The organism is Mesorhizobium sp. BR1-1-15 (genome assembly GCF_020165475.1).
GTDB lineage: Bacteria > Pseudomonadota > Alphaproteobacteria > Rhizobiales > Rhizobiaceae > Mesorhizobium.
This window is the reverse complement of record NZ_JAIUIF010000014.1, coordinates 77276-99881: the sequence shown is the minus strand read 5'-3', so window position 1 is coordinate 99881 and position 22606 is coordinate 77276. Positions and strand designations below refer to the sequence as shown.

The window sequence follows — 22606 nt, the reverse complement described above, 5'->3', positions numbered from 1 at the left end:
CGGTTCGATGCGGCGAAAGCGATTGCCGTTCGGCTCCGCATCGCCTACATAGCGGCCAACCTCCATTCAGATCGACAAATCAGTCAGTTTTTCAGGGAAAGCGCGCGTGGCACGCCAGTTCATCTATCACATGTCAGGCCTGTCAAAGGCCTACGGCACCAAGAAGGTGCTCGATAACGTTCATCTGTCCTTCTACCCGGACGCCAAGATCGGCATTCTCGGTCCTAACGGTTCGGGTAAGTCGACCATCCTGCGCATCATGGCCGGGCTCGACAAGGAGTTCCAGGGCGAGGCGTGGCTGGCCGAAGGCGCCACGGTCGGCTACCTGGCGCAGGAGCCGCAGCTCGACAACAGCAAGACCGTGCGTGAAAACGTCATGGACGGCGTCGGCAGGAAGACCGCCATCATCGAGCGCTACAACGAATTGATGATGAACTATTCCGACGAGACGGCAGACGAGTCGGCCAAGCTCCAGGACGAGATGGATCGGCTCAACCTTTGGGACCTCGAGCAGCAGGTCGAGATGGCGATGGACGCGCTGCAGTGCCCGCCGGCCGATTCCGAGGTGACCAATCTGTCGGGCGGCGAGCGCCGCCGCGTGGCGCTGTGCCGGCTGCTCCTGGAACAGCCCGACCTGCTTTTGCTCGACGAGCCGACCAACCATCTCGACGCCGAGACCACGGCGTGGCTGGAAAAGCACCTGCGCGACTATCCGGGCTCGGTGCTGATCATCACCCACGACCGCTACTTCCTCGACAACGTCACGGGATGGATCCTCGAGCTCGATCGCGGCCGTGGCATCCCTTACGAGGGCAACTACACCAAATATCTCGACGCCAAGGCCAAACGCCTGATCCAGGAAGGCCGCGAGGACGACGCCCGCCAGAAGTCGATCTGGCGCGAGCGTGAGTGGATCCAATCCTCGCCGAAGGCGCGCCAGACCAAGTCCAAGGCCCGTATCAAGGCCTATGAGGAACTGGTCGAGCAGTCGCAGAATCGCAAGCCGACCGACACGCAGATCGTCATTCCGTCGGGCGAGCGCCTCGGCAATGTCGTCATCGAGGTTGAAGGGCTCACCAAGGGCTTCGGCGATGAGCTTTTGATCGAGGACCTGTCGTTCAGGCTGCCGCCGGGCGGCATTGTCGGCGTCATCGGCCCGAACGGCGCCGGCAAGACGACGCTGTTCAAGACCTTCACTGGCCAGGAAAAGCCTGATGCGGGGTCGATCCGCATCGGCGAGACGGTCAAGCTCGGCTATGTCGACCAGAGCCGTGACGCGCTGGACCCGAACAAGACGGTGTGGGAAGAAATCTCCGGTGGCGCCGAAGTCATCAAGCTTGGCAAGCACGAGGTCAACAGCCGCGCCTATTGCTCGTCCTTCAACTTCCGTGGCGGCGATCAGCAGCAGAAGGTCGGCAACCTTTCGGGCGGCCAACGCAACCGCGTACATCTGGCCAAGATGCTCAAAGGCGGCGGCAATGTGCTTTTGCTCGACGAACCGACCAACGACCTCGACACCGAGACGCTGAGCGCGCTCGAAGACGCGCTGGAAGCCTATGCCGGCTGCGCTGTCATCATCAGCCACGACCGCATGTTCCTCGATCGCATGGCGACCCACATGCTCGCCTTCGAGGGCGACGCGCATGTCGAATGGTTCGAAGGCAATTTCGAGGAGTATGAGAAGGACAAGCTTCGCCGCCTGGGCGCGGAGGCGGCGGCCCCGCACCGCATGACGCATAAGAGGCTGACGCGGTAAGGGCCGTTATTGCAGTGGCGGTTCCGGGTCGGCGACGACGGGATCGTCATCCAATTGGGATAGCCGGCTTGTCGCGCCGGTCATGGAAGGTGGCAACCGCCGCGAGGTCTTACCGTTGAACAGCCCAGCAAAGCCCGATTGGTCCGCCGCCCAATATTTGAAGTTCGAGGACGAGCGCACGCGTCCTGCGCGCGACTTGGTGGCGCAGGTGCCGGTCGACTTCCCCCGCAGGGTTGTCGACATAGGCTGCGGGCCGGGCAATTCGACGGAGCTTCTGGTCGCGCGCTGGCCGGATGCACAGGTGAGCGGCTTCGACACGTCTCCCGACATGATCGAGAAGGCTAGGGCACGCCTGCCCAATGTCAGCTTCGACCTTGCCGATGCCTCGACATGGGCGCCGGCTCAACCGGTCGATGTGATCTTCGCCAATGCCGTGTTCCAGTGGCTGCCGGAACATCCTGATGTCTTCCAGCGGCTGATGGGTTTTCTTGCGCCCGGCGGCGCGCTCGCCGTGCAGATGCCAGACAATATGGGCGAGGATTCCCACAGGCTGATGCGCGAGACTGCCGCCGAAATGCCGTTCGCAGCCAAGCTGAAAGGGGCGGCGCGCGCGCCGCTGCCGCCGGTGTCGTTCTATTATGATCTGTTGTCGCCGCTCTCGGACCGGCTCGACATCTGGCACACGGTCTATAACCATCCGCTGGCCGACGCCGGGGCGATCGTGGAATGGGTGAAGTCGACGGGCTTGAAGCCTTTTGTCGACCCGCTCGATGCGGACGAGAAGATGCTGTTCCTCGAAAGCTACACGGCCAAGATCGCCAAGGCCTATAAGAAGACCGCAAATGGCAAGGTGCTGTTGCGTTTCCCGCGCATTTTCATTGTCGCCAAGCGGGCTTGAACGACCAACGTCGATGAGGAGCCGGGGCAGTTCGTGTGCAGCCGCGACGACGGCGCATGCTGGAACAACTCACAGACTAACACCAAACTGTGCGCATGGTGAGGGGACGCGGGAACCGGTTTAAGCTGGCATAAACCGGCTCAATGCGACAAGGGTTGCGCCGGGCCTCCCTTACGCCCACATCAAAGCCCCTGAACGCCTGCGGATGGGACGGACTGGACATGCATCGCGTCATCATCAGCGGTATCGGCGTCGAAATCCCCGAGCCTGAGATCAGCAATGAGGAACTGGTCGCCAGTTTCAACAGCTGGGTCGACACGGAAAACGCGCGCCGGTCGGGCACGGACCAGCCGCTGCTGCAGAAATCGGACAGCGACTTCATCGTCCACGCCTCGGGCGTGCGCAGCCGTCATGTGATCGAGCGCGAAGGCATACTCGACCCGACCCGTATGGCACCGCGCATTCCGGCGCGGCCGGACGATGCGCTGTCGCTGGAGGCCGAGTTCGGCATAGCTTCGGCCCGCAAGGCCCTCGATCATGCCGGGCTGAAGCCGTCCGATATCGATTTGGTGATCTGCTCGGCCTCGCACCACCAGCGGCCCTATCCGGCGATCGCCATCGAGATGCAGCAGGCCCTGGGCACCAAGGGGGCGGGCTTCGACATGGGGCTCGGCTGCTCATCCGCCGCGGCGGCACTTCACATGGCGGTCAATCTCGTGCGTGCGGGCGCCCACAAGCGCATCCTGGTGACGACGCCCGAGATCATCACCGGCCATCTCAATTTCCGCGACCGGCAGACGCATTTCATCTTCGGCGACGCCTCGGTGTCGATGGTGGTCGAAGGGCTGGCACTCGGCGAGAAACGGCCGGGACGTTTCGAAGTGCTCGACACGCGCATCTGGACGCAGATGTCGAACAACATCCGCACCAATCTCGGCTACCACACCCGCACCGCACAGGACGATCCCTACAGGATCGATCTGGAGGGCAATCTGATCAAGCAGGTCGGCAACAAGGTGTTCAAGGAAGTCACCGTCGCCGGGCACAAATTCATCGTGGAGTTCCTGGCCGAGCACGGCCTGACGCCGCAGGCGGTGCGACGCTTCTGGCTGCACCAGGCCAATGCGCGCATGAACGCCATGATCCTGAAACTCTCATTCGGCCACGAGGTCGATCATGACCGCGCGCCCATGGTGCTGGAGCGTCTCGGCAACACGGCGGGCGCCGGCGCCATCGTCGCGCTGTCGGAGAACCATGCCGACATGAAGGCGGGCGACTTCGGGCTGATCTGCGCTTTCGGCGCGGGGTATTCGATCGGCGGCGCGCTGCTGCGGATGCTGTAGGACGCGCTTGCCGCTTCAGGCCGGCGAAAAGGGAACGAGCATCGGCACGCGGCGCGCGTAGTCGTCATAGGCGGGCCCAAGCTCGCCGCGCAGGAAACTTTCCTCCAGCCTCGCCTTGATGACGATCCCGACAAGCAGCAGGGCGGCGCCCGCGACGCCCCATACCGTGCCCTTGACGGCCACGGTGGCGAGGATCGAAAGCAGCAGGCCCGTATAGATCGGATGACGGACAAGCGCGTAAGGGCCGGTGTCGATGATGCGATGATCGGCCTTGGCCGTTACCGTGCTGGACCACAGCCGGCCGAGATGCAGGCGGGCCCACCATGCACAGGCGATGCCGATGGCGATCAGGGCGACGCAAATCCAGGCTTGGGTGAGCGTCGGTGTCCAGAGCCGAAGCCGACCCACATAGCCGTGCGCCGGAACGAACAGCAGGACGGTACCGGCGAGCCAGAGAACCCGATATCGCGCCTCCGCCCTGAAATCCGCCCGCTTGCGCACGGGATCGGCCCATGAAGCGGCAAGGATCCACGATACCAGCCAGAACAACCAGAGCGCGGCAACGGCGTGTCCCACCTGCATGACCCGAACCTCCTCCCGATCTGGCGCCATCGTCTATGCCGGCGGCGCGGCGGCAATGCGGCGCGCTGAGGACCGCAACGGCGTTTCCGGTAAGAAAGTCGTGATCGGCATCAAACGGCGTGATCGGATCATCAGCGCTTTCGACTGGACCGCATTGCGCAGGGCCTCTAGACGAGACTGATGCAGGAAACCAACTTCGAGCTTTTTCCGGCGGACCTGACGGTCGACATCGTGCCGGGCCGCAAGCTGGCGGCAAGGGCGGTGGCGCTCTATGCCGCTCCGTTCGACCATTTCGAAACCAAGGCGGTCGAGAAATTGCAGATGGGCTTCGACGGTATAGCCGGCGATTTTCATGCCGGGATAGCGCGACGCTCCGGCGGGCGCGAACCCTGGTATCCGCGCGGCACCGAGATGCGCAACGAGAGGCAGTTGTCGCTGGTGGCGGCGGACGAACTCGCGCTGGTCGCCGAACGCATGGGCCTAGAGGAGATCAAGCCCGAGTGGATCGGCGCCAATTTGCTGATCGAAGGGGTGCCGCATCTTTCGATGTTGCCATCCGGCTCGCTGCTGTTCTTCCAGGGCGGCGTGACGATCAAGATCGATGCCCAGAACAAACCATGCCGCGTCGCCGGGCAATCGATCGCCGAGCATGTCCGGGCGGCGGACCATGACGCCACCGCGCTGCTCTTTCCGAAAGTGGCCAAGCGGCTGCGGGGCCTTGTAGGCTGGGTCGAGAAGCCCGGAATCGTCAGGTCCGGCGAGGAAATCTCCGTGCGGGTGCCCGAGCAGTGGATTTATCGCGCCTGACGAGGTAGCCACGCCGCTCGAAACGGCGTGGCTGAGCGACCCGGACTAGGCCTTGCGGTTCTTGTTGGCGCCTTGCGCCATGACCGAAACATGGTCCCACTTTTCCCAGGTGGCGATGCGGTTGGCGTATTCCTGCTTGATCATCGGCAGCCCGCCGTCGCCGAAGAATACTCTGAGAGGTGGCTCGGCCGCGTCGACGATGGCCAGCATCGCCGGTCCGGTGGCCTCGGGATCGCCGGCCACGGCGCGGCTGCGGCGCTCCGCCATGGCAGCGCGGACGGGCGCATAGGCGTCCAGCGCTTTGGAGACCTTGGCCGACGGACCGGCCCAGTCGGTGGAGAAGCCGCCGGGCTCGACCAGCGTGACATGGATGCCGAACTCCGCGACCTCGAGGCTCAGCGACTGGCTGAAGGCTTCCAGCGCCCATTTCGAGGCGTGGTAGAGGCCAAGCGAGGCGAAGGCATTGACGCCGCCGATCGACGAGATCTGGATGATGTGGCCGGAGCGCTGCGCCCGCATGATCGGCAAGGCGGCCTGGGTGACCCACAGCGCGCCGAACACATTGGTTTCGATCTGGTCGCGGGCTTCCTGCTCGCTGACCTCCTCGATGGCGCCGAAATGGCCATAGCCGGCATTGTTGACGACGACGTCGAGCCGGCCAAAGCGCTTGTGCGCCCCGGTGATTGCGGCATCGACGGCTTTCTTGTCGGTGACGTCGAGCTTTATCGCCGCGATGTTGTCGCCATACTTCTCGACGAGATCGGCGAGTGTGCCGGCATCGCGGGCGGTTGCCGCGACGCGGTCGCCGCGAGCGAGCGCGGCCTCGGCCCAGACCCGGCCAAAACCTTTCGACGATCCGGTGATGAACCAAACCTTGTTTGTCATGATGAAGTCCTTGCCCGTGCAAGCTGGAATTTTTTCAGAGATAAGTGGAGGCCTCTCCGCTTTGTGCCATATACGGTGCGTCCCGCGACTTTCCAGAGGCGGTGGCGGAATTATTTGGACGGGAGCGGCGACCGGTCAGGGGTAGCGTACAGCGCTCGACCAGGCCGGATCCTTATGCTTGTCCCAATAGAGCGCCATCAGTCGGCCGGTAATCGCGCCGGGCCTGCCGTCCGCGACTGGGCTGCCGTCGATCATCGTGACCGGCATGATGCCGCCGGCGGTAGAGGTGATGAAGACCTCGTCGGCCTCGCGCAATGCCGCGACACTGACGTCCGCCGGGGTGGCGAAGAGGCCTTCCAGCGCACAGAGATCGAAGACAGTGCGGCGGGTTATGCCGGGTAGCACGCCGATCGCCGGCGTCGAGAGCTTGTTGTCCTTGATACAGAAGACGTTGAAGCCCGGACCTTCGGCGACATTGCCGTTGAAGTCGAGAATGAGCGCTGTCTCGGCGCCGCGGTCATAGGCATCGTAAAGGCCGCGCACCAGGTCGAGCCAGTGGTAGTTCTTGATCGCCGGGTCGATCGAGGCCGGCGGAATGCGCACCTTGTCGCTGATGGCGACATTGAGGCCGCGCTGTAACTGCTCGGGATTGGCGACCGAGCCGAACGGCACGGCAAACGCCATGAAGCGGTTGATCGCCTGGCGCGGATCGCGGCTGAAAGTAGGGGAAGCGCCGCGCGTGCACAGCATTTCGACATAGGCGGCGCTGTGTCCCGACAGTGCCACGCAATTGTGCAGGATCTCCGTCACGCCATCGCGGTCGAACGGGATCGTCATGCGCAATTTCTCCAGTCCGCCGAAGAAGCGGTCGAGATGCAGGTCAAGCCGGAAGAAGCAGCCGTTCCAGACATGCACCGTGTCGTAAGTGGCATCGGAATGCAGGAATCCCCAATCCAGCACCGAGATCTTGGCCTGCGACATCGGCAGGTACTGGCCGTCGAGGAAGGCGATGCCGTCGGGATAAGCATGCGGGTCGACGTGGCGATCGCTCACCACAGGCAGCGGCCGTGTATCCTGTGCGGTCTGGCTCATCGGCACCTCCTTGCATCACAGGCTATCGGTGTCAGGCAGAGGGCATAGAGCCAGTCATCCGGCGTCGTTCGTCCTCGAAGTGAAAAGCTGCCAGCCATGCTACCGAGCGCCGTGCCGGACCGGCAACAGCTTCAATCATCCTCGTCGTCGGCGTCGAGCAGGCGGGTGGCGCGCCAGCGGGTAAGCACGACATTGGTCTGCTCGATGACGAAGAAACGCGCCGAGTCGCGGTCATAACCTTCGGCGAGCAGCTTTTCGTAGTCGGTATGGGCGTGGCGGATATGGGCAACCGTCGCCAGCCACACGGCAATGGTCGGCGGCAAGGTCTTCATGTGGACGGAGCCGGCATCCGCTCGGATCTTCTCCATATCGGCATAGGGCGCCAGCGGCAGAAGCGCGGTCAACGCCTTGGCGACGGCGCGGCGGCGGCCGGTCGGCGCCTTCATCATTCGTCGCGCCCTTCGATGGTCGCCTCGGCAAAGGCATCGGTCGATGCGAAATAGGGTTTTATGTCGACCACCGGGGTGCCGTCGAGCACGTCGATGGCGTCGATCTCGATGCGCCCGGTGGCGAGGTCGAGCGCAACCAGTTTCGCCACATGCAGGCCGATCGGGTTCGGTCGGGCAGGGGAGCGCAGACCGAATACACCTTTTGCTTCAGCCGCATGGCGCGGTTTCTGCACGATCAGAGTCCGCGGCGCGTGGTGCAGCCACGACAGGATGACGAGATGGCTGGCGCGCTCCAGCCCTTGCAGGCCGGCGCGGTAGGGCGGGTCGATCGTCAGCGCTGCCGGCTGTCGGGTCTCACGCGCCGTGCGCATGTTCTTGGGGCAGGTTTCGCGCGTCGTCCATGGCGAGGCGATGCGGCCTATGAAGACAATGCCGCCATCCGCCGGCATCAGCGCCGGATCGATCTCCAGCCTCTGCTCGCCCTCCCGCGCCTCGAACATCTCACGCCGTCCAGTCATTTCAACCATCTTTTTGTTGGCGCATGTCTTTGCCCCAAACCGCTACACTTTTTTGGGCGACATGCACCGAGAAATCACGCCTGCGGCATTTTCTTGTCCGGAAGCGACATAGCGCTTGCCAGGCTGTGAAAATCGACATAAACATATGTTTATATCTTTTTCAAAGAGAATACGCTGATGCATGTCGCGCTCGACACCATGGTGGACACATTGAAGGCGGCGGCCGAATCGAGCCGCTTGCGCATACTGGCGCTGCTGTCGCGCGGCGATCTCACCGTGTCCGATCTTACCGAGATTCTCGGCCAGTCGCAGCCGCGCGTGTCACGCCACTTGAAGCTGCTCCTGGAGGCCGGGCTGATCGGTCGTTACCAGGAGGGGTCGTGGGCCTTCTTCCGGCTGTCGGATACGGATTCCGCGCGCGACTTCGTGCTGCGGCTGGTCGCCGGCATTCGCGGCGCCGATCCGCAGGTCGAGCGCGATCTCGAGCGGCTGGCCTCGGTCAAGCGCAAGCGGCAGGACCGCGCGGCGGAGTATTTTTCGCAGAACGCGGCAAGCTGGGACCATATCCGCTCCCTGCACGTGCCTGACCGTGCGGTCGAGGCAGCCCTCATGAAGCTCGTCGGCAAGCGGCCGTTCCAGTCGATGCTCGATCTCGGCACCGGCACCGGACGCCTCTTGGAGATATTCTCGCCGCTCTACCGGCGCGGCATCGGCATCGACATGTCGCGCGAGATGCTGACCGTCGCGCGCGCCAACCTCGACAAGGCCGGCGTCTCCAATGCTCAGGTGCGGCAGGGCGACATCTTCTCGCCGCCGGTCGAGCGCGACGCCTTCGATCTCGTCACCATCCATCAGGTGCTGCATTATCTCGATGATCCTGCGCGCGCCATCCATGAGGCGGCGCGGCTGCTGCGCCCTTCCGGACGGCTGGTGATCGTCGATTTCGCGCCGCATACCCTGGAATTCCTGCGCGACGAGCACGCGCATATGCGCCTCGGCTTTTCCGACCGGCAGATCGGCGAGTGGTTCTCCGAAGCGGGCCTTGATCTCGAAGATGCCCAGGAGTTCGAGCCGCGCGGCGGCACCGAGGCCAGGCTCACGGTCAAGCTCTGGCTTGGCCGCGACCGGCGCCTGCTGATCGCCGATCCTGCCAATGACAGCCAGCAGACCAAAGTGAGTTCGATAGGGGAAATCGCCTGATGAACCAGTTCCGCTTTTCCCGCCGCCCCGACATTGGCGACAAGGTCAGGGTTTCCTTCGAATTCTTCCCGCCAAAGTCGGATGAGATGGAGGCGAGGCTGTGGGACACGGTCACCCGACTGGAACCGCTGAAGCCGAAATTCGTCTCGGTGACCTATGGCGCCGGCGGTTCGACTCGGGAGCGCACGGCACGCACCGTAGGCCGCATCCTGAAGGAGACCAGCCTGACGCCGGCAGCGCACATGACCTGCGTCGACGCCCCGCGCCCTCAGGTCGATGCGGTGATCCAGGAATTCGCCGAGATGGGTGTGAAGCGGTTCGTCGCCCTGCGCGGTGATCCGGCCGCGGGCGTCGGCACCGCCTATCGTCCGCACCCGGACGGCTATGCCAATGGCGCCGAGCTGGTCGGTGCGCTGAAGAGCGCCGGCGATTTCGACATCTCGGTCTCGGCCTATCCGGAAAAGCATCCGGAAAGCCCCGACTTCGCCACCGACATCGACATGCTGAAGCGCAAGGTCGATAATGGCGCGACGCGGGCGATCACCCAGTTCTTCTTCGACAACGATCTCTACGAGCGCTATGTCGAGCGCGCGCGTCGAGCCGGCATCTACATTCCGATCGTGCCGGGCATCCTGCCGGTGCACAATTTCACCCAGGTCGCCAATTTCTCGGCACGTTGCGGCGCGCTGGTGCCGGCATGGCTGGCCGAACGTTTCGACGGCCTGCAGAATGATCCGCAGACGCATGCCTTGGTCGCGTCGGCGGTGGCGGCCGAGCAGGTGCTGGACCTGGTCGAGCGGGGCGTGGGCGATTTCCACTTCTATACGATGAACCGGGCCGACCTCGTCTTTGCCGTCTGCCACATGATCGGCATCCGCTCGCATGAGGCGGAAGTGGCTGGCTCCGCAGCCGCCTGAACCGGGCTTGAGATGCAGAAAGGCCGGGTAAAAACCCGGCCTTTCAAACTGGTTGATTATTGGGTGCTGGTCTTCCCCGTTTTTGGCGGGTTCAGGGAAGAACGCCTATAATGAGGGCGCCGATGAATGCAAACGCAGCACAGATCATCAATGCGTTGATTGGCCTCGTAAGTCCCATGACATAGCCTCCTCTTAAAGAGCTATGGCCGGAGTCTAGGGTCATTTGTGCCACAGGCAAGCGGAAAATGTGCTGCATTGCGACGCGATTGTGGAGTTTGCGACCTCGTTTTCGCCGTTAGGCGTTGAAACTTCTAGGCAAAAACCAGATACGAACCTGTGAATAAATTATGGCGGCTTCGTGTCGTTGGCATGTCATGGCAGCGCTACCCTGCGGATGAACAGGCGCCCGTCTATGATCACCAGGCCGAGACCGATCAGCATCATGCCGCCGATTTCGAACAATTCCAGCCGCTCGCCGAGGAACAGGAAACCGAGCAGCATGGCACTGACCGGCACGATCAGCGTCACCAGGGAGGCGTTGGTGGCGCCGGCCGAGGCGACGAGGTTGAAATAGAGGATATAGGCGAAGGCGGTGGACAGCAGCGCCAGCGCCAGCACCGCCGCCCAGACGGGCGGGGAGGCCGAGAATAGGCCGGCGGGACCGTGCGCAAGCAGCACGACCGGGATCATGATGATGGTCGAGGCGGTCAGCTGCCCGGTGGCAATGACCGGCGAGGGCACGCCCTTGAAGCGACGGGCGACCATCAGTGCGACGCCGTAGGACAACGATGCTCCGATCAGCGCGAATTTGGCCCAGACCGGGCCGCCGAGGCCGGCAACCAGGCCGGGGCCGATCATCACAGCCGTGCCGGCGACGCCAAGCGCAATGCCGGCCAGCTTGTTCCAGGAGAGCTTCTCGTCCGATGTCAGGGCGTTGGCGAGGATCAGCGTCCAGAACGGCGTGGTCGCATTGAGCACCGAGGCGACGCCGGCGCCAAGCTCGGTCTGGCCGGCGAAGATCAGCGAAAAAGGCACGACGTTGTTGGTGAAGGCCAGTAGGAAGAACAGTCCTGCATGAGGAAGGGCAAGGCGGGAGGATGGGCCGCGCAGGAAGAGATAGAGCTGTAAAGCGAGTGCCGCGATGGCGACGCGAAACAATACCAGCACCAGCGGGTGAAGCTCCGCCACGGCAATGCGGGCGAAGAAAAAGGAGCCGCCCCAGATCGCGCCGAGCAGCAGAAGCTGCGCCCACTCCTTGAGCGCCATCGGTCCGCGCGGTGCTGATGTCGCGGCTATTGCCATGTGATGCGTCCTCCCCGGACGGCCGAATGCAGGCAGCCAGACAGAAGCCATATCGGGTTCGCAGGCAAGAACCACCCGAAACCTGCCCGATGGCCTGTCTCCCCCGACAAAGCCTAGCGCCCTGCCGCCAGGCGCAAGAGACACAGAATTGTTTTCATTGGCCGCTAGCTTGGATTAATTGTGCGCAGGCTAGGTCAAGGATTCGTCCATGCAGCGATTCGAGAATGCCCGCGAGGCGGCACTGGCGCTTCGCCCGGACGATCCGGTCTACTGCTTCCGCCCGCAGGTGCTGAAGGCCGATGCCTTGCAGTTCATGGGCATGTTCCCCGGCAAGACGGCCTATGCGGTCAAGACCAATGGCGAGCAGATCGTGCTGAAGACGCTGGTCGAGGCCGGCGTCTCCGCCTTCGACGTGGCCTCGCCCGGCGAGTTCGCCGCCGTGCGCGCGGTCTCGGCCGATGCCGAGATGCTCTACATGCATCCCGTCAAGGCGCAGTCGGACATCAAGCTGGCGCTGGAGAAATACGGCATCCGCGTCATTGCGCTCGACCACGAAGACGAGATCACCAAACTGACGCGGGTGGTCAGGGCACTCGACATTGACCCGGGCGCAATCAGCGTGTTCGTTCGAGTGCAGACCAAGGGCCATGCGGCTTACGAGCTGTCGAAGAAGTTCGGCGCCGGGCCGGCCTATGCGGTCGAGCTCGCCGAGCGGCTGAACCGTACCGGCTACAAGGTCGGCCTGTGCTTCCATGTCGGCAGCCAGATCGAGGACCCCGACACCTACGAAAGGGCATTGGCTTCCACCGATTGGGTGCGCAACCGGCTGACCTTCGACCTGGCCGGTCTCGATGTCGGCGGCGGTTTTCCGGCCGAATACGGGCATGATCCCAACCGCAAGCAAGTCGCGATGCCGTCGCTCGGCCAGATCATGTCGCGGCTTTCTGGAGACCTCAAGGAATACCAGTTCGACCAGATGCCGCTGGTGGCCGAGCCCGGCCGGGTGATCGTGGCGCGCTGCCTGTCGCTGATCGTGCGGGTGCTTTTGCGCAAGGGCAAGCGGCTCTACATCAATGACGGCATCTGGGCGTCGCTGTCGGATTCATGGACCGGCAAGATCACGCTGCCGGCGCGCTTCATTCCCGATCCGGCGATCCGCACGCGCAATGGCGACGAGAAAACCATCGTGCCGTTCAAGGTCTGCGGCGCGACCTGCGATTCCGTCGACATATTGTCGCGGCCGTTCTGGCTGCCGGAAACCGTCGACACCGGCGACTGGATCGAGATCGGCCATATCGGCGCCTATTCGCTGTCGCTGAGAACCCGTTTCAACGGCTTCTATCCCGACACTTTCGTCGAGGTGGCGACGTCCTTCGACGAGGGCGACGCGCCGGTGGGATTGGCGAGTCTGGAGACGATGGCGGATTAAGTAGGGAGTAGGGAGTAGGGAGTAGGGAGTAGGGAGTAGAGAGTAGAGAGTAGAGAGTAGAGAGTAGAGAGTAGGGAAATGGCTCCGTCATTACTTACTACTTACTACTCACAGCTTCGCTAAAAGCTCCGGCGTCGGCCAGCCGTCCACGGGCAGTCCCAGCCGCGTCTGCTCCTTGCGGATCGCTTCGCGGGTGTTGGTGCCCAAGATCCCGTCGACCGTGCCAACATCGTAGCCCTTGGTTTCCAGCTTGGTCTGCAGCGCCTTCATTTGCTCGTTGTTGAGCCCCGGTTCGGGATTGCGCGGGTCGATCGGCGGCGCGCCGGCCAGCCGCGCGGCAAGATTGGCCGCGGTCAGCGCGTAGGTGAAGGACTGGTTCCATTCGAGATAGACGTCGAAATTTTCGTAAGTGAGGAAGGCCGGCCCCTTGCGGCCCATGGGCAGCGCCAGCCCGGCCTTCAGGCCCTTGTCGACCAGCGGCGAGCCGTCGGGATTGGTGACGCCCCACTGCGCCCATTGCGTCAGCGGCAATTTGTTGGTGCGGCCCGTCTGGTCCCAAGGCATCTCGTCGGGCACGCGCACTTCCTGGATCCAGGGCTCGTCGCGCTTCCAGCCGCGCGACAGCACCTTGTTGGCCGTGGTCATAATCACGTCCGGCACGCTGCCCCGCAGGTCGATCTTGCCGTCACCGTCGCCATCGACGCCGCGGGCAAGATAATCCGAAGGCAGGATCTGCGTCTGGCCGATCTCGCCAGCCCAGGCGCCGTTGACGTCGGCCGGCAGCACGCCATGGTCGATCAATTCCAGTAACGGCACCAGCTGCTGCCGGAACAGCTGCGGGCGGCGGCAATCATGGGAAAGCGTCACCAGCGCGCTGAGCGTATGGAAATCGCCCTGCACGGCGCCGAAATCGGTCTCCAGCGCCCAGAAGGCGGTGATGACCGGCGCCTGGACGCCGAACTGCTGGTCCGCGCGGGCGAAGATATCGGCATATTTCTTCATGTTCGCCGCGCCCTGCTTCAGCCGGTAGGCCGAGATCATCCGGTTGGAGAACTCGATGAAGGTCTGGGTGAAGACGCCCTGCGCACGGTCGCGCGCCAGGGCCCTCTCGTCGAAGCTGGCATCCTCGAGCGCTTCGAGGCCGACAGGGCCGACACCCGCCGCCTTGGCTTCCGCTGCCACGCCCTGCTTCCAGGTTTCGAAGTCGCCGCCACATTCCTGCGCCATCGCCGGCAAGGCCGTGGCGCACAGGAACAGCACCGCGAGGGCTTGGGGACGCAGTCGCATAGACTTCCTTTCGACATTCAGGATTCCCGGGCGGCCTTGCTGTCCATCTGGATGCGCGTCGCCCCGGAATACCGGCGGTTGCACTCTTGGCCGCCGGCCGTGTCGAAAGCAGGCGGCAGGCCCGGTGTCAACGGGTGTTCTGCAGCAACCCTTCCTCCGGGCGGCTTGGCACCCGTTGACACGGTGTCAACGGGTGTTCTGCCTCAACCATTTGTCCCAGGCGGCTTGGCTGCCGTTGAAGACGTTTATATCGGACTTGCCGATCATGCCGGGAACGATGCCGGTTCCCGTATACTGCCAGAAGGTGAAGGGGTGGCTGCCATATTTCTGACGCGGGTGGCCGGCGACGGAGCGTAGCCAGTAGGGATAACCGCGGAAGGTCGACAGCTCGTTGTCTTCAAAGAAGTCTACCGACGTGTAGATGATCGGCTTCTTGCCGTAATGCCGCTCGACGATTTCGAGGAAGGTGGTCATCTCCGCGCGCACGGTGGCCGGGTCGGGGCGCAGCCTGCAGGTCGGCGATTTCGGGTTCCATTCCATGTCCAGCACCGGCGGCATGGCCGAACGGTCGACGGGGACGTTGCGGATGAACCAGCGCGCCTGTACCGCCGCCGGAGTGCAGAAATAGAAGAAATGATAGGCGGCACGAGGAACGCCGGCGGCTTTGGTGCGCGCCCAATGCTCGTTGAAATAATCATCGAAACGGTCGCCGCCCTCCGTCGCCTTGATGAAAGCGAAGGAAATACCGCTGGCCTTGGCGGTCGGCCAGTCGACCGAGGTCTGGTATTTTGAGACGTCGGTGCCGTGAACTGCGTAATTCCAGGGCGCGCCGCTGTCCCATTCATGCGGCTTGGAATCGGCGAAGCGGGGCGCGCGCACCGCAACCGAAGGGGTGCTGGATGGCGACAGTGGCGACAGATCCTCCACGGTCGAGCAGGCGCCCAGCAGCGTCAGCATGAAAAGGGCCGCGAGACGGCGCATTGCAACTCCCGAGCCGGTTGCAGCCGGTTGCTGATGGGTCTGTGCACTGATGGCCGGCGCTTGGTCTGGCCCCCGCCGGACGATCGCCCCACAGCATCGCCCGGTATATCGCCAAAACGCGCATTTTTTCGGCGCGCTTTGATTTTGTTTCCTGCCGTGATCCCAAAAACGCGGCGCGCTGTTGGGCGACATGCACCTGTGATCGCCGATCATGGTTGATATCAGGTTGACGACGCTCGACAAGGCCCATGATTTTGCGGAAGCAATGGCGGCAAATCGATGACATGGATCGAGCCTGGATTCGGGGGCGGGAAAGATGCGGATCATTGCCAAGATCGTCAAACGGCTGCTCGGCCTGGTGGTGCTGGCGGTCGTGGCGCTGTTTGGGTGGCTCTATTTCGCGCCGCCCGAACTGATCCGGGTCGGCTCGGGCTATTCGGCAAAGATCGTCTGCTCGAACGTTTTCGTCGCCGGGCGCGATGCCAACGAGGTGCTTGCCGTCGATGTGCAGGCGCCCGGTCATCCCTTGCTCAAACTGATGCGGGTCTCGGTCGACAAGAACCGGGGCACAGTTTCCGCCGGCCTGCTTGGCTTCCTCGGCAAGAGCATCGCGGTTTCTCGCGACGGGCTGGGCTGCGCCTCGGTTCCGGATGGCGATGTCGGCAAGGCGCGGCGCACGGCGATCCATGTCGAACCCTCGGCGGCAAGACAGGATGCGCTGTGGCCGGAAGGCGAGCGGGTCGAAGCCTCGCAGAACTCGGAGGTGGCGAAGATCGTCGACGATGCCGCCATGACCGGCGCCGGCATGCGCGCCGTGGTGGTGGTCAAGAACGGCCGCGTCGTGGCGGAACGCTATGGCGAGGGCTTTTCCGCCCGAACGCCGTTGCTCGGCTGGTCGATGACCAAGACGGTCAATGCCGCCATAGTCGGCACGCTGGTCAAGAACGGCAAGATGGCGATGACCAACCAGGGCCTTTTCGCGCCGTGGAAGGCCGATGGCCGCGCCGCGATCAGCCTTGCCGACATGATGGCGATGTCGAGCGGGCTGGAATTCAACGAAGACTATGGCGACGTCGCCGACGTGACGCGCATGCTCTATCTCGAACCCAACATGGCGGGCTTTGCCGAAGCCAAGCCGCTCACGGGCGAGGTGGGCAAGGTGTTCTCCTATTCGAGCGGAACGGCGGTGATGCTGTCGCGGCTCTGGCAGGATGCGGTCGGCGACAAGGCCAAGGCGTTGACGTGGCCGCGCACCGCGCTGTTCGAGCCGCTGGGCATGCACAGCGCCGTGCTCGAGACCGACGAACAGGGCACGTTCGTCGGCTCATCCTATCTCTACGCCACCGCCCATGACTGGGCCCGCTTCGGCCAGTTCCTGCTGCAGGGCGGGGTCTGGAACGGCAACCAGATACTGCCGGCCGGTTTCGTCGACTGAATGCGCGAACCTGCGTCGGCCTCGAAAGTCTACAGCAAGGGGCAATTGTGGATCGAGGCGCCGGGCGACGAGGAAAACCCCGGTGCCGGCGTGGCGGCGGGCCTGCCCAAGGACACCTATTGGATGGAGGGGCATGATGGGCAGACCGTCGCCATCATTCCATCCGAGCAATTAGTGGTGGTGCGGCTCGGCCTGACGCCGGCCAAGCTGGGCTACAGGCCGCAGACCATGGTCGGGGCATTGGTGAAGGCGCTGCGCTAGCCAATCAGCTGCTCGGCCGGACCACCGCCAGCCAGGCGTAGCCGCGATAAAGTGTGCGGAAACGGAAGGTTGCGCCGATTTTTCGCGATTCCGATTCCAGCACCTCGCGCAACATTTCACGGGGCGTGACGTGGAATTTTCTGAGCCAGCCGCGAAGCAGGGTCCGAAACCAGTCCGGCAGGCCTTCCTGCTGGCCGAAGTCGACGATGTGCAGGGAACCGCCCGAAGCGAGCGTTGCCAGCGCGGCGGAGACCGTCTTTTCCCAGCCTGGGATCATCGACAATGAATAGGAGACGAAGACACGGTCGAAGCTGTCGCGGCCGAACAGCGCCTTTACGTCGAACTCCGTGGCGTCGCCCCTTGCCAGCATGACGCGATCGGACAGGCCTTCGCGGGCAATCGCGGTGCCCGCGGTCTCCAGCATCTCTGCCGAAATGTCGAGGCCATAGAAGCGCGCGCCGGGAAAGCTGCGGGCGGCGAGGATGATGTTTCGCCCGGTGCCGCAGCCGAGCTCCAGCACCGTGCCGCCCGGCGGAACGTCCAGCCCTGATATCAGCCGGTCGCGGCCGAGCAGATAATATTTGCGGGTCAGGTCGTAGATGTGACGCTGCCAGCGGTAGACACCGTCCATCAGTTCGGCGTGATTGGCCGGCAGCTCGGTAGTGCTCATGAGGCGCGCTTCACGTACAGATGAAAGCCGCCATAGATTGCCGAGCGGTCGCGGGTGGAGAATTCGCGCGAGGCATCGCTCTCGTAGCTCCACTGGTCGAGCAGGGAAGCGGAGACGCGGCCCGGCAGCAGACTTGGCTCGGCCGCAGTGCGGAAGATGACACGCGCGCCGGCGGAGGCGGTGCGGGTGATTTCCGACCACAGCGCATTGAGCTGGTCGTCGGTCATCCAGTCCTGCGCGTCGAGCAGGATGAAACGGTCGACGGAACCCGCGTCCTTGCCTGCCAGGAATTCGATCAGATTGGCATGATGAATGGCGACGCGGTCTACATTGCCGCGAATGGCCTCATAGTTCTGCCTTTCAAGATAGGCGGGCAGGGCGGCTTCGCCGGGTTGGGCGTAGCGCCTGGCAAAGGCTTGCCAAGCGAAATAGTTGTTTTTCAATGGAAAGTCGCAGGCGAGCTTTTCCAGCCGGGCTTTCAGCACACTGGCCATGGTGCCGTCGCCGGACGTGATGAGAGAGTCATATTGCGCCGGCGGGATGCCGAGGCCGAACAGCGAGGCCTTGCGCGAGGTCGCCCATTTCAAAAGCGGCTTTTCGAACACCGGGGCCAGCTCCTGGTGGAAGAAGCGGCGCTGCTCGCCAATGTTCCTGGCCTGCATGATGCCGGCGGGGTCGACGCCGAAGAATTTAGCCGTGCGGTGGCCCATGGCGATGAACAGGCCAAGCAGGCCGGTCTGGTAGAAATTGCGGTCGAAGACGGCGATGCGCCTGATGCCGCGCCAGTTGCGGCGCTCCCAATAGTGGCGGCTGACCGGATCGAGATGCGGCGCGATGAAGCGGTCGTAAGCCTGAGAATTGTGGTTGTTGCCGGCGGCACCGAAGAAGCGAAACAGGTCGCCCTGCGAAGGCAGGTGGCGCACCGCCTCCAGCTTCATGCGGTTCAGGGCTATGTGAGCGGCATTGAGATCGACGGCGTCGATCCTGGCCGGCGACCGGGTGAGATAGGCCAGGATATTGCAACCGCCGGAGGCAATGGTGACGACGCGGTGGCCTTCGCCAAGCTGCATTGCGTCCATGTCGACATCGGGATCTTCCCAGATCTGCGGATAGACCAGGCCCGAAAACAGGAAGGCGAACAGCCGTTCGGAAATTCCTGCCTTCGACAGGGGGCGGTTCTGGTAGACCGCTTTTCCAACTTCCTTGCCGCGGCGAAAGACCAGATCTGCGGAAACGTCCGTCATGGCAAGGTGATTCCCCATTTGCTTTGCCGCAAGCGGGTAACGTCCGGCTATGACAGGTGGATGACAGCGACCCGCACAGGGGAGCGCAAAGCTGTTTCACCCCTGGGGAGGCGCAAGGGCAGGATGCGAGCGATGTTACATGCGGAAACGCATCGTTACGAAACCCATGGCTGAGTGATGCATTTCCTTCTCGACCGTTCACTGCAACGTGAGCGTGTGTTGAAGGAGAGATATCATGAAAAAACTCATTCTTGCGTCGGTGTCCGCGCTTGCGTTGCTCGGCGTTGCTGCATGCAGCGACAGCGGCACGGGGACGGATAACACCACCACCCAGAGCACCAATCCGCCGGCCGAGCAGCCGATGAAGCCCGCGGCGCCCGCGGATAATTCGACCAAGCCTGCCGAGCCGGCTCCGGCAACGCCCGCTCCTGCGCCCGCGCAGTAGTCCATAGTACCTGTGTTCTGGTGAGGGCCGACGTCTTGTCGGCCTTTCGCCAGGCGGGTAGCGGTTCCGATACGAGATCGATTGCCGCCGGAGGTATGATGCAGGCCGTTATTGGCTTGATAGCGGGGACCGGTTGGCTCTAAGAAGCGGCCATGTCGATTTGGGACCGCCTCGGCGACTTCATCACGCGGATTTCGTCTTCAGCCTCGTCGGGCGTTGCCGACGTGGTCGAAGCCGTGCGCACCGTTTTTTCCGGCGATGCGGATTTGCGTCGTCGCGTCGCATTCTCGGTGGCGATGATTGCGCTCTCGGCCAAGATGGCCAAGGCCGACGGGGTCGTCACCCAGGATGAGATACGCGCCTTCCAGGAAATATTCGAGGTGCCGCCAAAGGAGACGCGCAACGTGGCGCGGCTCTATGATCTGGCCAAACGTGACGTTGCCGGCTTCGAGACCTATGCCGAGCGCATGGCGCAGCTTTGTGGCTCCGGCCATTCGAACTGCATGATGCTGGAGGATATACTCGACGGCCTGTTCCATATCGCCAAGGCCGACGGACTGATCCATGAGCGTGAAGGCCAATTCCTGCACCGCATCGCCGAAATCTTCCGCATAGACGAGGTGCATTACGAGGCGATCCTCTCCAGGCACGTCAACCTTGGTGCGGCCGACCCCTATGTCGTGCTCGGCATCGAGCGCGGCAAGCCTTTCGAGGAGGTCAGGAAACGTTACCGCAAGCTGGTTTCCGACAATCATCCCGACCGGCTGATCGCGCGCGGCCTGCCGCAGGAATTCATCAAGATCGCGACGACGAGGCTCGCGGCGATCAACACCGCCTACGAGATGATCGAGCGGGGCCTGCGGCACGCATGAGCGGCTTCCTGCCCGACGAGCCGAGCGCCGAGGTCAGGGTATCGCCGAATTTCGGGCCACGGCGCGAGACGCTGAAGCCCGAGATGATCGTGCTGCACTATACCGGCATGCCGACAGGCGCCGGGGCCGAGGCGTGGCTGTGCGACCCGGCCAGCGAAGTCTCCTCGCACTATCTGGTGCATGAGAACGGCCATATCGTGCAGATGGTCCGGGAAAGCGACCGCGCCTGGCATGCTGGGAAGAGTTCGTGGTTCGGACGCACCGACATCAACTCCTGTTCCGTCGGCATCGAGATCGTCAACCCGGGGCATTCATTGGGTTATCCCGGTTTTCCCAAGCGACAGATCGATGCGGTGATCGGCTTGTGTGCCGGAATTGCCAACCGGCATGCGATTGCCCCCCAGCGGGTGCTGGCGCACTCCGACGTGGCGCCGGGGCGCAAGATCGATCCGGGCGAGAAGTTTCCCTGGCGGGCCCTGTTCGAGGCCGGCGTCGGCCACTTGGTGGCGGCGGCACCGATCAGGCGCGGCGCCGTGCTGAAGACCGGCGACGCTGGCGCCGATGTCGAGGCGCTGCAATCGATGCTGGCGCTCTACGGCTATGGAGTCGAAATAACGGGTGTTTTCGACCAGCAGACGCGGGTCGTGGTCGAGGCTTTCCAGCGTCATTTCCGGCCACGCCGGATCGATGGAGTGGCGGACGGATCGACGATGCGCACGCTTCAACGGCTGCTCGCTTCCCACCCAACTTGACCCTGGGTCAGGATGCCGTCCAAGTAATGCTTTTCCGACATTAAGTTACAAACTGTCACTTAAAGTGACTTGCCCCGCCTTCATTGCGCGCAATTCGGGCTTCAAAGGGCGATCCGTACAGCTTGTCGGATGTCTAACCCCCCGGATGATCCGACATTAATCAAGCAATGCCGCGCGGAAATCTTCGCGCGTTCAGACAGAACAGGATCACATGCAGAAATTGACCGTTGTAACGGCAGCTCTTGCTGCCGGCGTAATGACTTTTGCCTTCGGGGCGGCGAGCGCCGCGCCGCTGAGCCCACGGGCCGATCAGGGGCTCGTCGCAGCGACCGCCAAGGGCAAGGCCATTTCGGCCAAAAGCAGCAAGGATGTGAGGGCGGCGAAGCGGTCTTCCGCGAAAGTGGAGAAGGCGAGCTGGACCAAGGCCAAGAAGCCGAGCACAAAACAGAAGACCAGGCGAGGCCGCAAGGCCGTTGATAAAACGACGACGGCATCGATCGGGATCAAGGAAGCAGTGGCCTCGACGGCAGCGGTGGCCAGTGGCGATCAGTATTCGGCCATCGTGGCGCGTTACGCCGCAAGCTATGGCGTGCCGGCGTCGCTCGCTCACGCCGTGATCAAGATCGAGAGCAACTATCGGCCGAACCTCGTCGGCGGCGCCGGCGAAATCGGCTTGATGCAGATCAAGCCGGCGACGGCGCGGATGATGGGCTATAGCGGCTCGGCCAATGGGCTCTTCAATCCGGACACCAACATCAAATACGGCATGAAGTATCTTGCCATGGCGCGGGATCTCGGCGGCGGCACGACGTGCGGCACGATCCTGAAATACAATGCCGGCCACGGCGCCACCCGAATGAACCCGGTCTCGGCCGCCTATTGCAGCAAGGTCAAGGTGCAACTGGCGGCTGTCGGGTCGCCGGCGTGACAAGAACCGGTCGTAACCGGCTTTTTTGGTTGCGTTTTGTGGCGTGAACCCCTTTATACGCCTGGCCAGCTGGCCGGGCGGCCGCACCAGCAAAAGCCGAAAGGCCGCGGGTGAGGAAAGTCCGGGCTCCATGGAGACACGGTGCCGGCTAATGGCCGGCGGGGGCGACCCCAGGGAAAGTGCCACAGAAAGCAAACCGCCACGACTTGGCTTTGCCGGGTCGGGGCAAGGGTGAAAGGGTGGAGTAAGAGCCCACCGCGCGACTGGCAACAGGAGCGGCACGGTAAACCCCACCGGGAGCAAGACCGAATAGGGGCGGTGCGAGGGGAAACCCTCGAGGGCTGTTTCCGGCTCACCGTCCGGGTAGGTTGCGTGAGGCGCATGGCAATATGCGCCCAAGATGAATGGCCGCCACGTTCTCGCGCCGCAAGGGGCGAGGGCCATACAGAACCCGGCTTATAGGCCAGCTGGCAGTTTTAAGCTACCCGAGAAAGTTCTTTGAGATCAGCAGGTTGCGCCCTCCGGCGCGCCTGTCGATTCAGGTCTTTTGATT

The 22606-nt window shown here is 63.3% G+C and carries 21 protein-coding genes, 1 other RNA gene and 1 pseudogene; 13 read left to right on the top strand and 10 right to left on the bottom strand.

All coding sequences use genetic code 11. The annotated features are described in order from the left end of the window. The first annotated feature begins 106 nt into the window (after nt 1-106). The 3 genes from ettA to LB541_RS21970 all read left to right on the top strand — a co-directional run bounded on the left by ettA (nt 107) and on the right by LB541_RS21970 (nt 3997). On the top strand, nt 107-1756 hold the full coding sequence (gene ettA / locus LB541_RS21980; protein ID WP_140495150.1) for an energy-dependent translational throttle protein EttA: 1650 nt from the start codon (nt 107-109) through the stop codon (nt 1754-1756). Nucleotides 1757-1838: 82 nt separating this feature from the next. Further along, entirely contained in the window at nt 1839-2654 is an 816-nt protein-coding gene (tam, locus tag LB541_RS21975) for a trans-aconitate 2-methyltransferase (RefSeq protein WP_140521228.1), read from the top strand. A gap of 221 nt (nt 2655-2875) precedes the next feature. Next, entirely contained in the window at nt 2876-3997 is a 1122-nt protein-coding gene (locus LB541_RS21970; RefSeq protein WP_140521227.1) for a beta-ketoacyl-ACP synthase III, read from the top strand. Nucleotides 3998-4012: 15 nt separating this feature from the next. On the opposite strand, the gene LB541_RS21965 is transcribed toward LB541_RS21970, so the two are convergent. Continuing rightward, on the bottom strand, nt 4013-4579 hold the full coding sequence (locus LB541_RS21965; protein WP_140495156.1) for a methyltransferase family protein: 567 nt from the start codon (nt 4577-4579) through the stop codon (nt 4013-4015). A gap of 180 nt (nt 4580-4759) precedes the next feature. Here LB541_RS21965 and LB541_RS21960 point away from each other — a divergent pair, with 180 nt between their 5' ends. Further along, nucleotides 4760-5386, top strand: coding sequence for an MOSC domain-containing protein (locus tag LB541_RS21960; RefSeq protein ID WP_140559511.1), 627 nt, complete (start codon nt 4760-4762; stop codon nt 5384-5386). A 45-nt stretch (nt 5387-5431) separates the two neighbouring features. Here the strand turns inward: LB541_RS21960 and LB541_RS21955 are convergent, their stop codons facing one another. The 4 genes from LB541_RS21955 to tsaA form a co-directional block, all read right to left on the bottom strand. Then, nucleotides 5432-6271 carry an SDR family oxidoreductase gene (locus LB541_RS21955; RefSeq protein WP_140495160.1) on the bottom strand — a complete coding sequence of 280 codons (840 nt, stop codon included), beginning with the start codon at nt 6269-6271 and terminating at the stop codon, nt 5432-5434. A 135-nt stretch (nt 6272-6406) separates the two neighbouring features. Continuing rightward, nucleotides 6407-7363, bottom strand: a complete 957-nt coding sequence (locus tag LB541_RS21950; protein WP_140559513.1) for an aminotransferase class IV — start codon at nt 7361-7363, stop codon at nt 6407-6409. Nucleotides 7364-7494: 131 nt separating this feature from the next. After that, nucleotides 7495-7809 carry a DUF2293 domain-containing protein gene (locus tag LB541_RS21945; protein ID WP_140495859.1) on the bottom strand — a complete coding sequence of 105 codons (315 nt, stop codon included), beginning with the start codon at nt 7807-7809 and terminating at the stop codon, nt 7495-7497. Then, complete coding sequence (gene tsaA / locus LB541_RS21940) at nt 7809-8330, bottom strand: tRNA (N6-threonylcarbamoyladenosine(37)-N6)-methyltransferase TrmO (RefSeq protein ID WP_224619589.1); 522 nt, start codon at nt 8328-8330, stop codon at nt 7809-7811. Before tsaA ends, LB541_RS21945 begins: the two co-directional genes overlap by 1 nt. A gap of 177 nt (nt 8331-8507) precedes the next feature. On the opposite strand from tsaA, the gene LB541_RS21935 reads away from it, so the two are divergent. Continuing rightward, a complete protein-coding gene (locus LB541_RS21935) occupies nt 8508-9530 on the top strand; it encodes an ArsR/SmtB family transcription factor (RefSeq protein WP_140495166.1) in 1023 nt (340 codons plus the stop codon). After that, nucleotides 9530-10447 (top strand): methylenetetrahydrofolate reductase [NAD(P)H], encoded by a 918-nt coding sequence (gene metF / locus LB541_RS21930; protein ID WP_140521221.1) that lies wholly within the window; start codon nt 9530-9532, stop codon nt 10445-10447. Before LB541_RS21935 ends, metF begins: the two co-directional genes overlap by 1 nt. A gap of 372 nt (nt 10448-10819) precedes the next feature. Here the strand turns inward: metF and LB541_RS21925 are convergent, their stop codons facing one another. Further along, nucleotides 10820-11749: a DMT family transporter gene (locus LB541_RS21925; RefSeq protein WP_140567395.1), complete on the bottom strand. Its 930-nt coding sequence runs from the start codon at nt 11747-11749 to the stop codon at nt 10820-10822. Between the two features lie 208 nt (nt 11750-11957). Between LB541_RS21925 and LB541_RS21920 the strand changes: the two genes are divergently transcribed. Continuing rightward, entirely contained in the window at nt 11958-13178 is a 1221-nt protein-coding gene (locus tag LB541_RS21920) for an alanine racemase (RefSeq protein ID WP_140656796.1), read from the top strand. A 108-nt stretch (nt 13179-13286) separates the two neighbouring features. On the opposite strand, the gene LB541_RS21915 is transcribed toward LB541_RS21920, so the two are convergent. Together LB541_RS21915 and LB541_RS21910 are read right to left on the bottom strand one after the other, a co-directional pair. Continuing rightward, nucleotides 13287-14465 (bottom strand): lytic murein transglycosylase, encoded by a 1179-nt coding sequence (locus tag LB541_RS21915; protein WP_224619587.1) that lies wholly within the window; start codon nt 14463-14465, stop codon nt 13287-13289. A gap of 186 nt (nt 14466-14651) precedes the next feature. Beyond that, the gene (locus tag LB541_RS21910; RefSeq protein WP_140516622.1) at nt 14652-15446 is read right to left on the bottom strand and encodes a GH25 family lysozyme; all 795 of its coding nucleotides are present in this window, start codon (nt 15444-15446) and stop codon (nt 14652-14654) included. 316 nt (nt 15447-15762) lie between these two features. Here LB541_RS21910 and LB541_RS21905 point away from each other — a divergent pair. Next, nucleotides 15763-17142: pseudogene (locus LB541_RS21905) on the top strand (serine hydrolase domain-containing protein). Between the two features lie 4 nt (nt 17143-17146). On the opposite strand, the gene LB541_RS21900 reads toward LB541_RS21905, so the two are convergent. Then, entirely contained in the window at nt 17147-17812 is a 666-nt protein-coding gene (locus LB541_RS21900) for a class I SAM-dependent methyltransferase (RefSeq protein WP_224619584.1), read from the bottom strand. Then, nucleotides 17809-19056 (bottom strand): DUF3419 family protein, encoded by a 1248-nt coding sequence (locus tag LB541_RS21895; RefSeq protein WP_224619581.1) that lies wholly within the window; start codon nt 19054-19056, stop codon nt 17809-17811. Before LB541_RS21895 ends, LB541_RS21900 begins: the two co-directional genes overlap by 4 nt. Nucleotides 19057-19291: 235 nt before the next feature. On the opposite strand from LB541_RS21895, the gene LB541_RS21890 reads away from it, so the two are divergent. The 5 genes from LB541_RS21890 to rnpB all read left to right on the top strand — a co-directional run bounded on the left by LB541_RS21890 (nt 19292) and on the right by rnpB (nt 22528). Then, a complete protein-coding gene (locus tag LB541_RS21890; protein WP_140495184.1) occupies nt 19292-19501 on the top strand; it encodes a hypothetical protein in 210 nt (69 codons plus the stop codon). 152 nt (nt 19502-19653) lie between these two features. Then, nucleotides 19654-20373: a J domain-containing protein gene (locus LB541_RS21885; protein WP_140648697.1), complete on the top strand. Its 720-nt coding sequence runs from the start codon at nt 19654-19656 to the stop codon at nt 20371-20373. Next, entirely contained in the window at nt 20370-21125 is a 756-nt protein-coding gene (locus tag LB541_RS21880; protein ID WP_140672400.1) for an N-acetylmuramoyl-L-alanine amidase, read from the top strand. The genes LB541_RS21885 and LB541_RS21880 overlap by 4 nt, the downstream gene beginning before the upstream one ends. A gap of 211 nt (nt 21126-21336) precedes the next feature. Further along, nucleotides 21337-22053, top strand: a complete 717-nt coding sequence (locus LB541_RS21875; protein WP_140580017.1) for a lytic transglycosylase domain-containing protein — start codon at nt 21337-21339, stop codon at nt 22051-22053. A 65-nt stretch (nt 22054-22118) separates the two neighbouring features. Continuing rightward, nucleotides 22119-22528: RNase P RNA component class A (gene rnpB, locus LB541_RS21870), an RNA gene on the top strand. Nucleotides 22529-22606 lie beyond the last annotated feature (78 nt).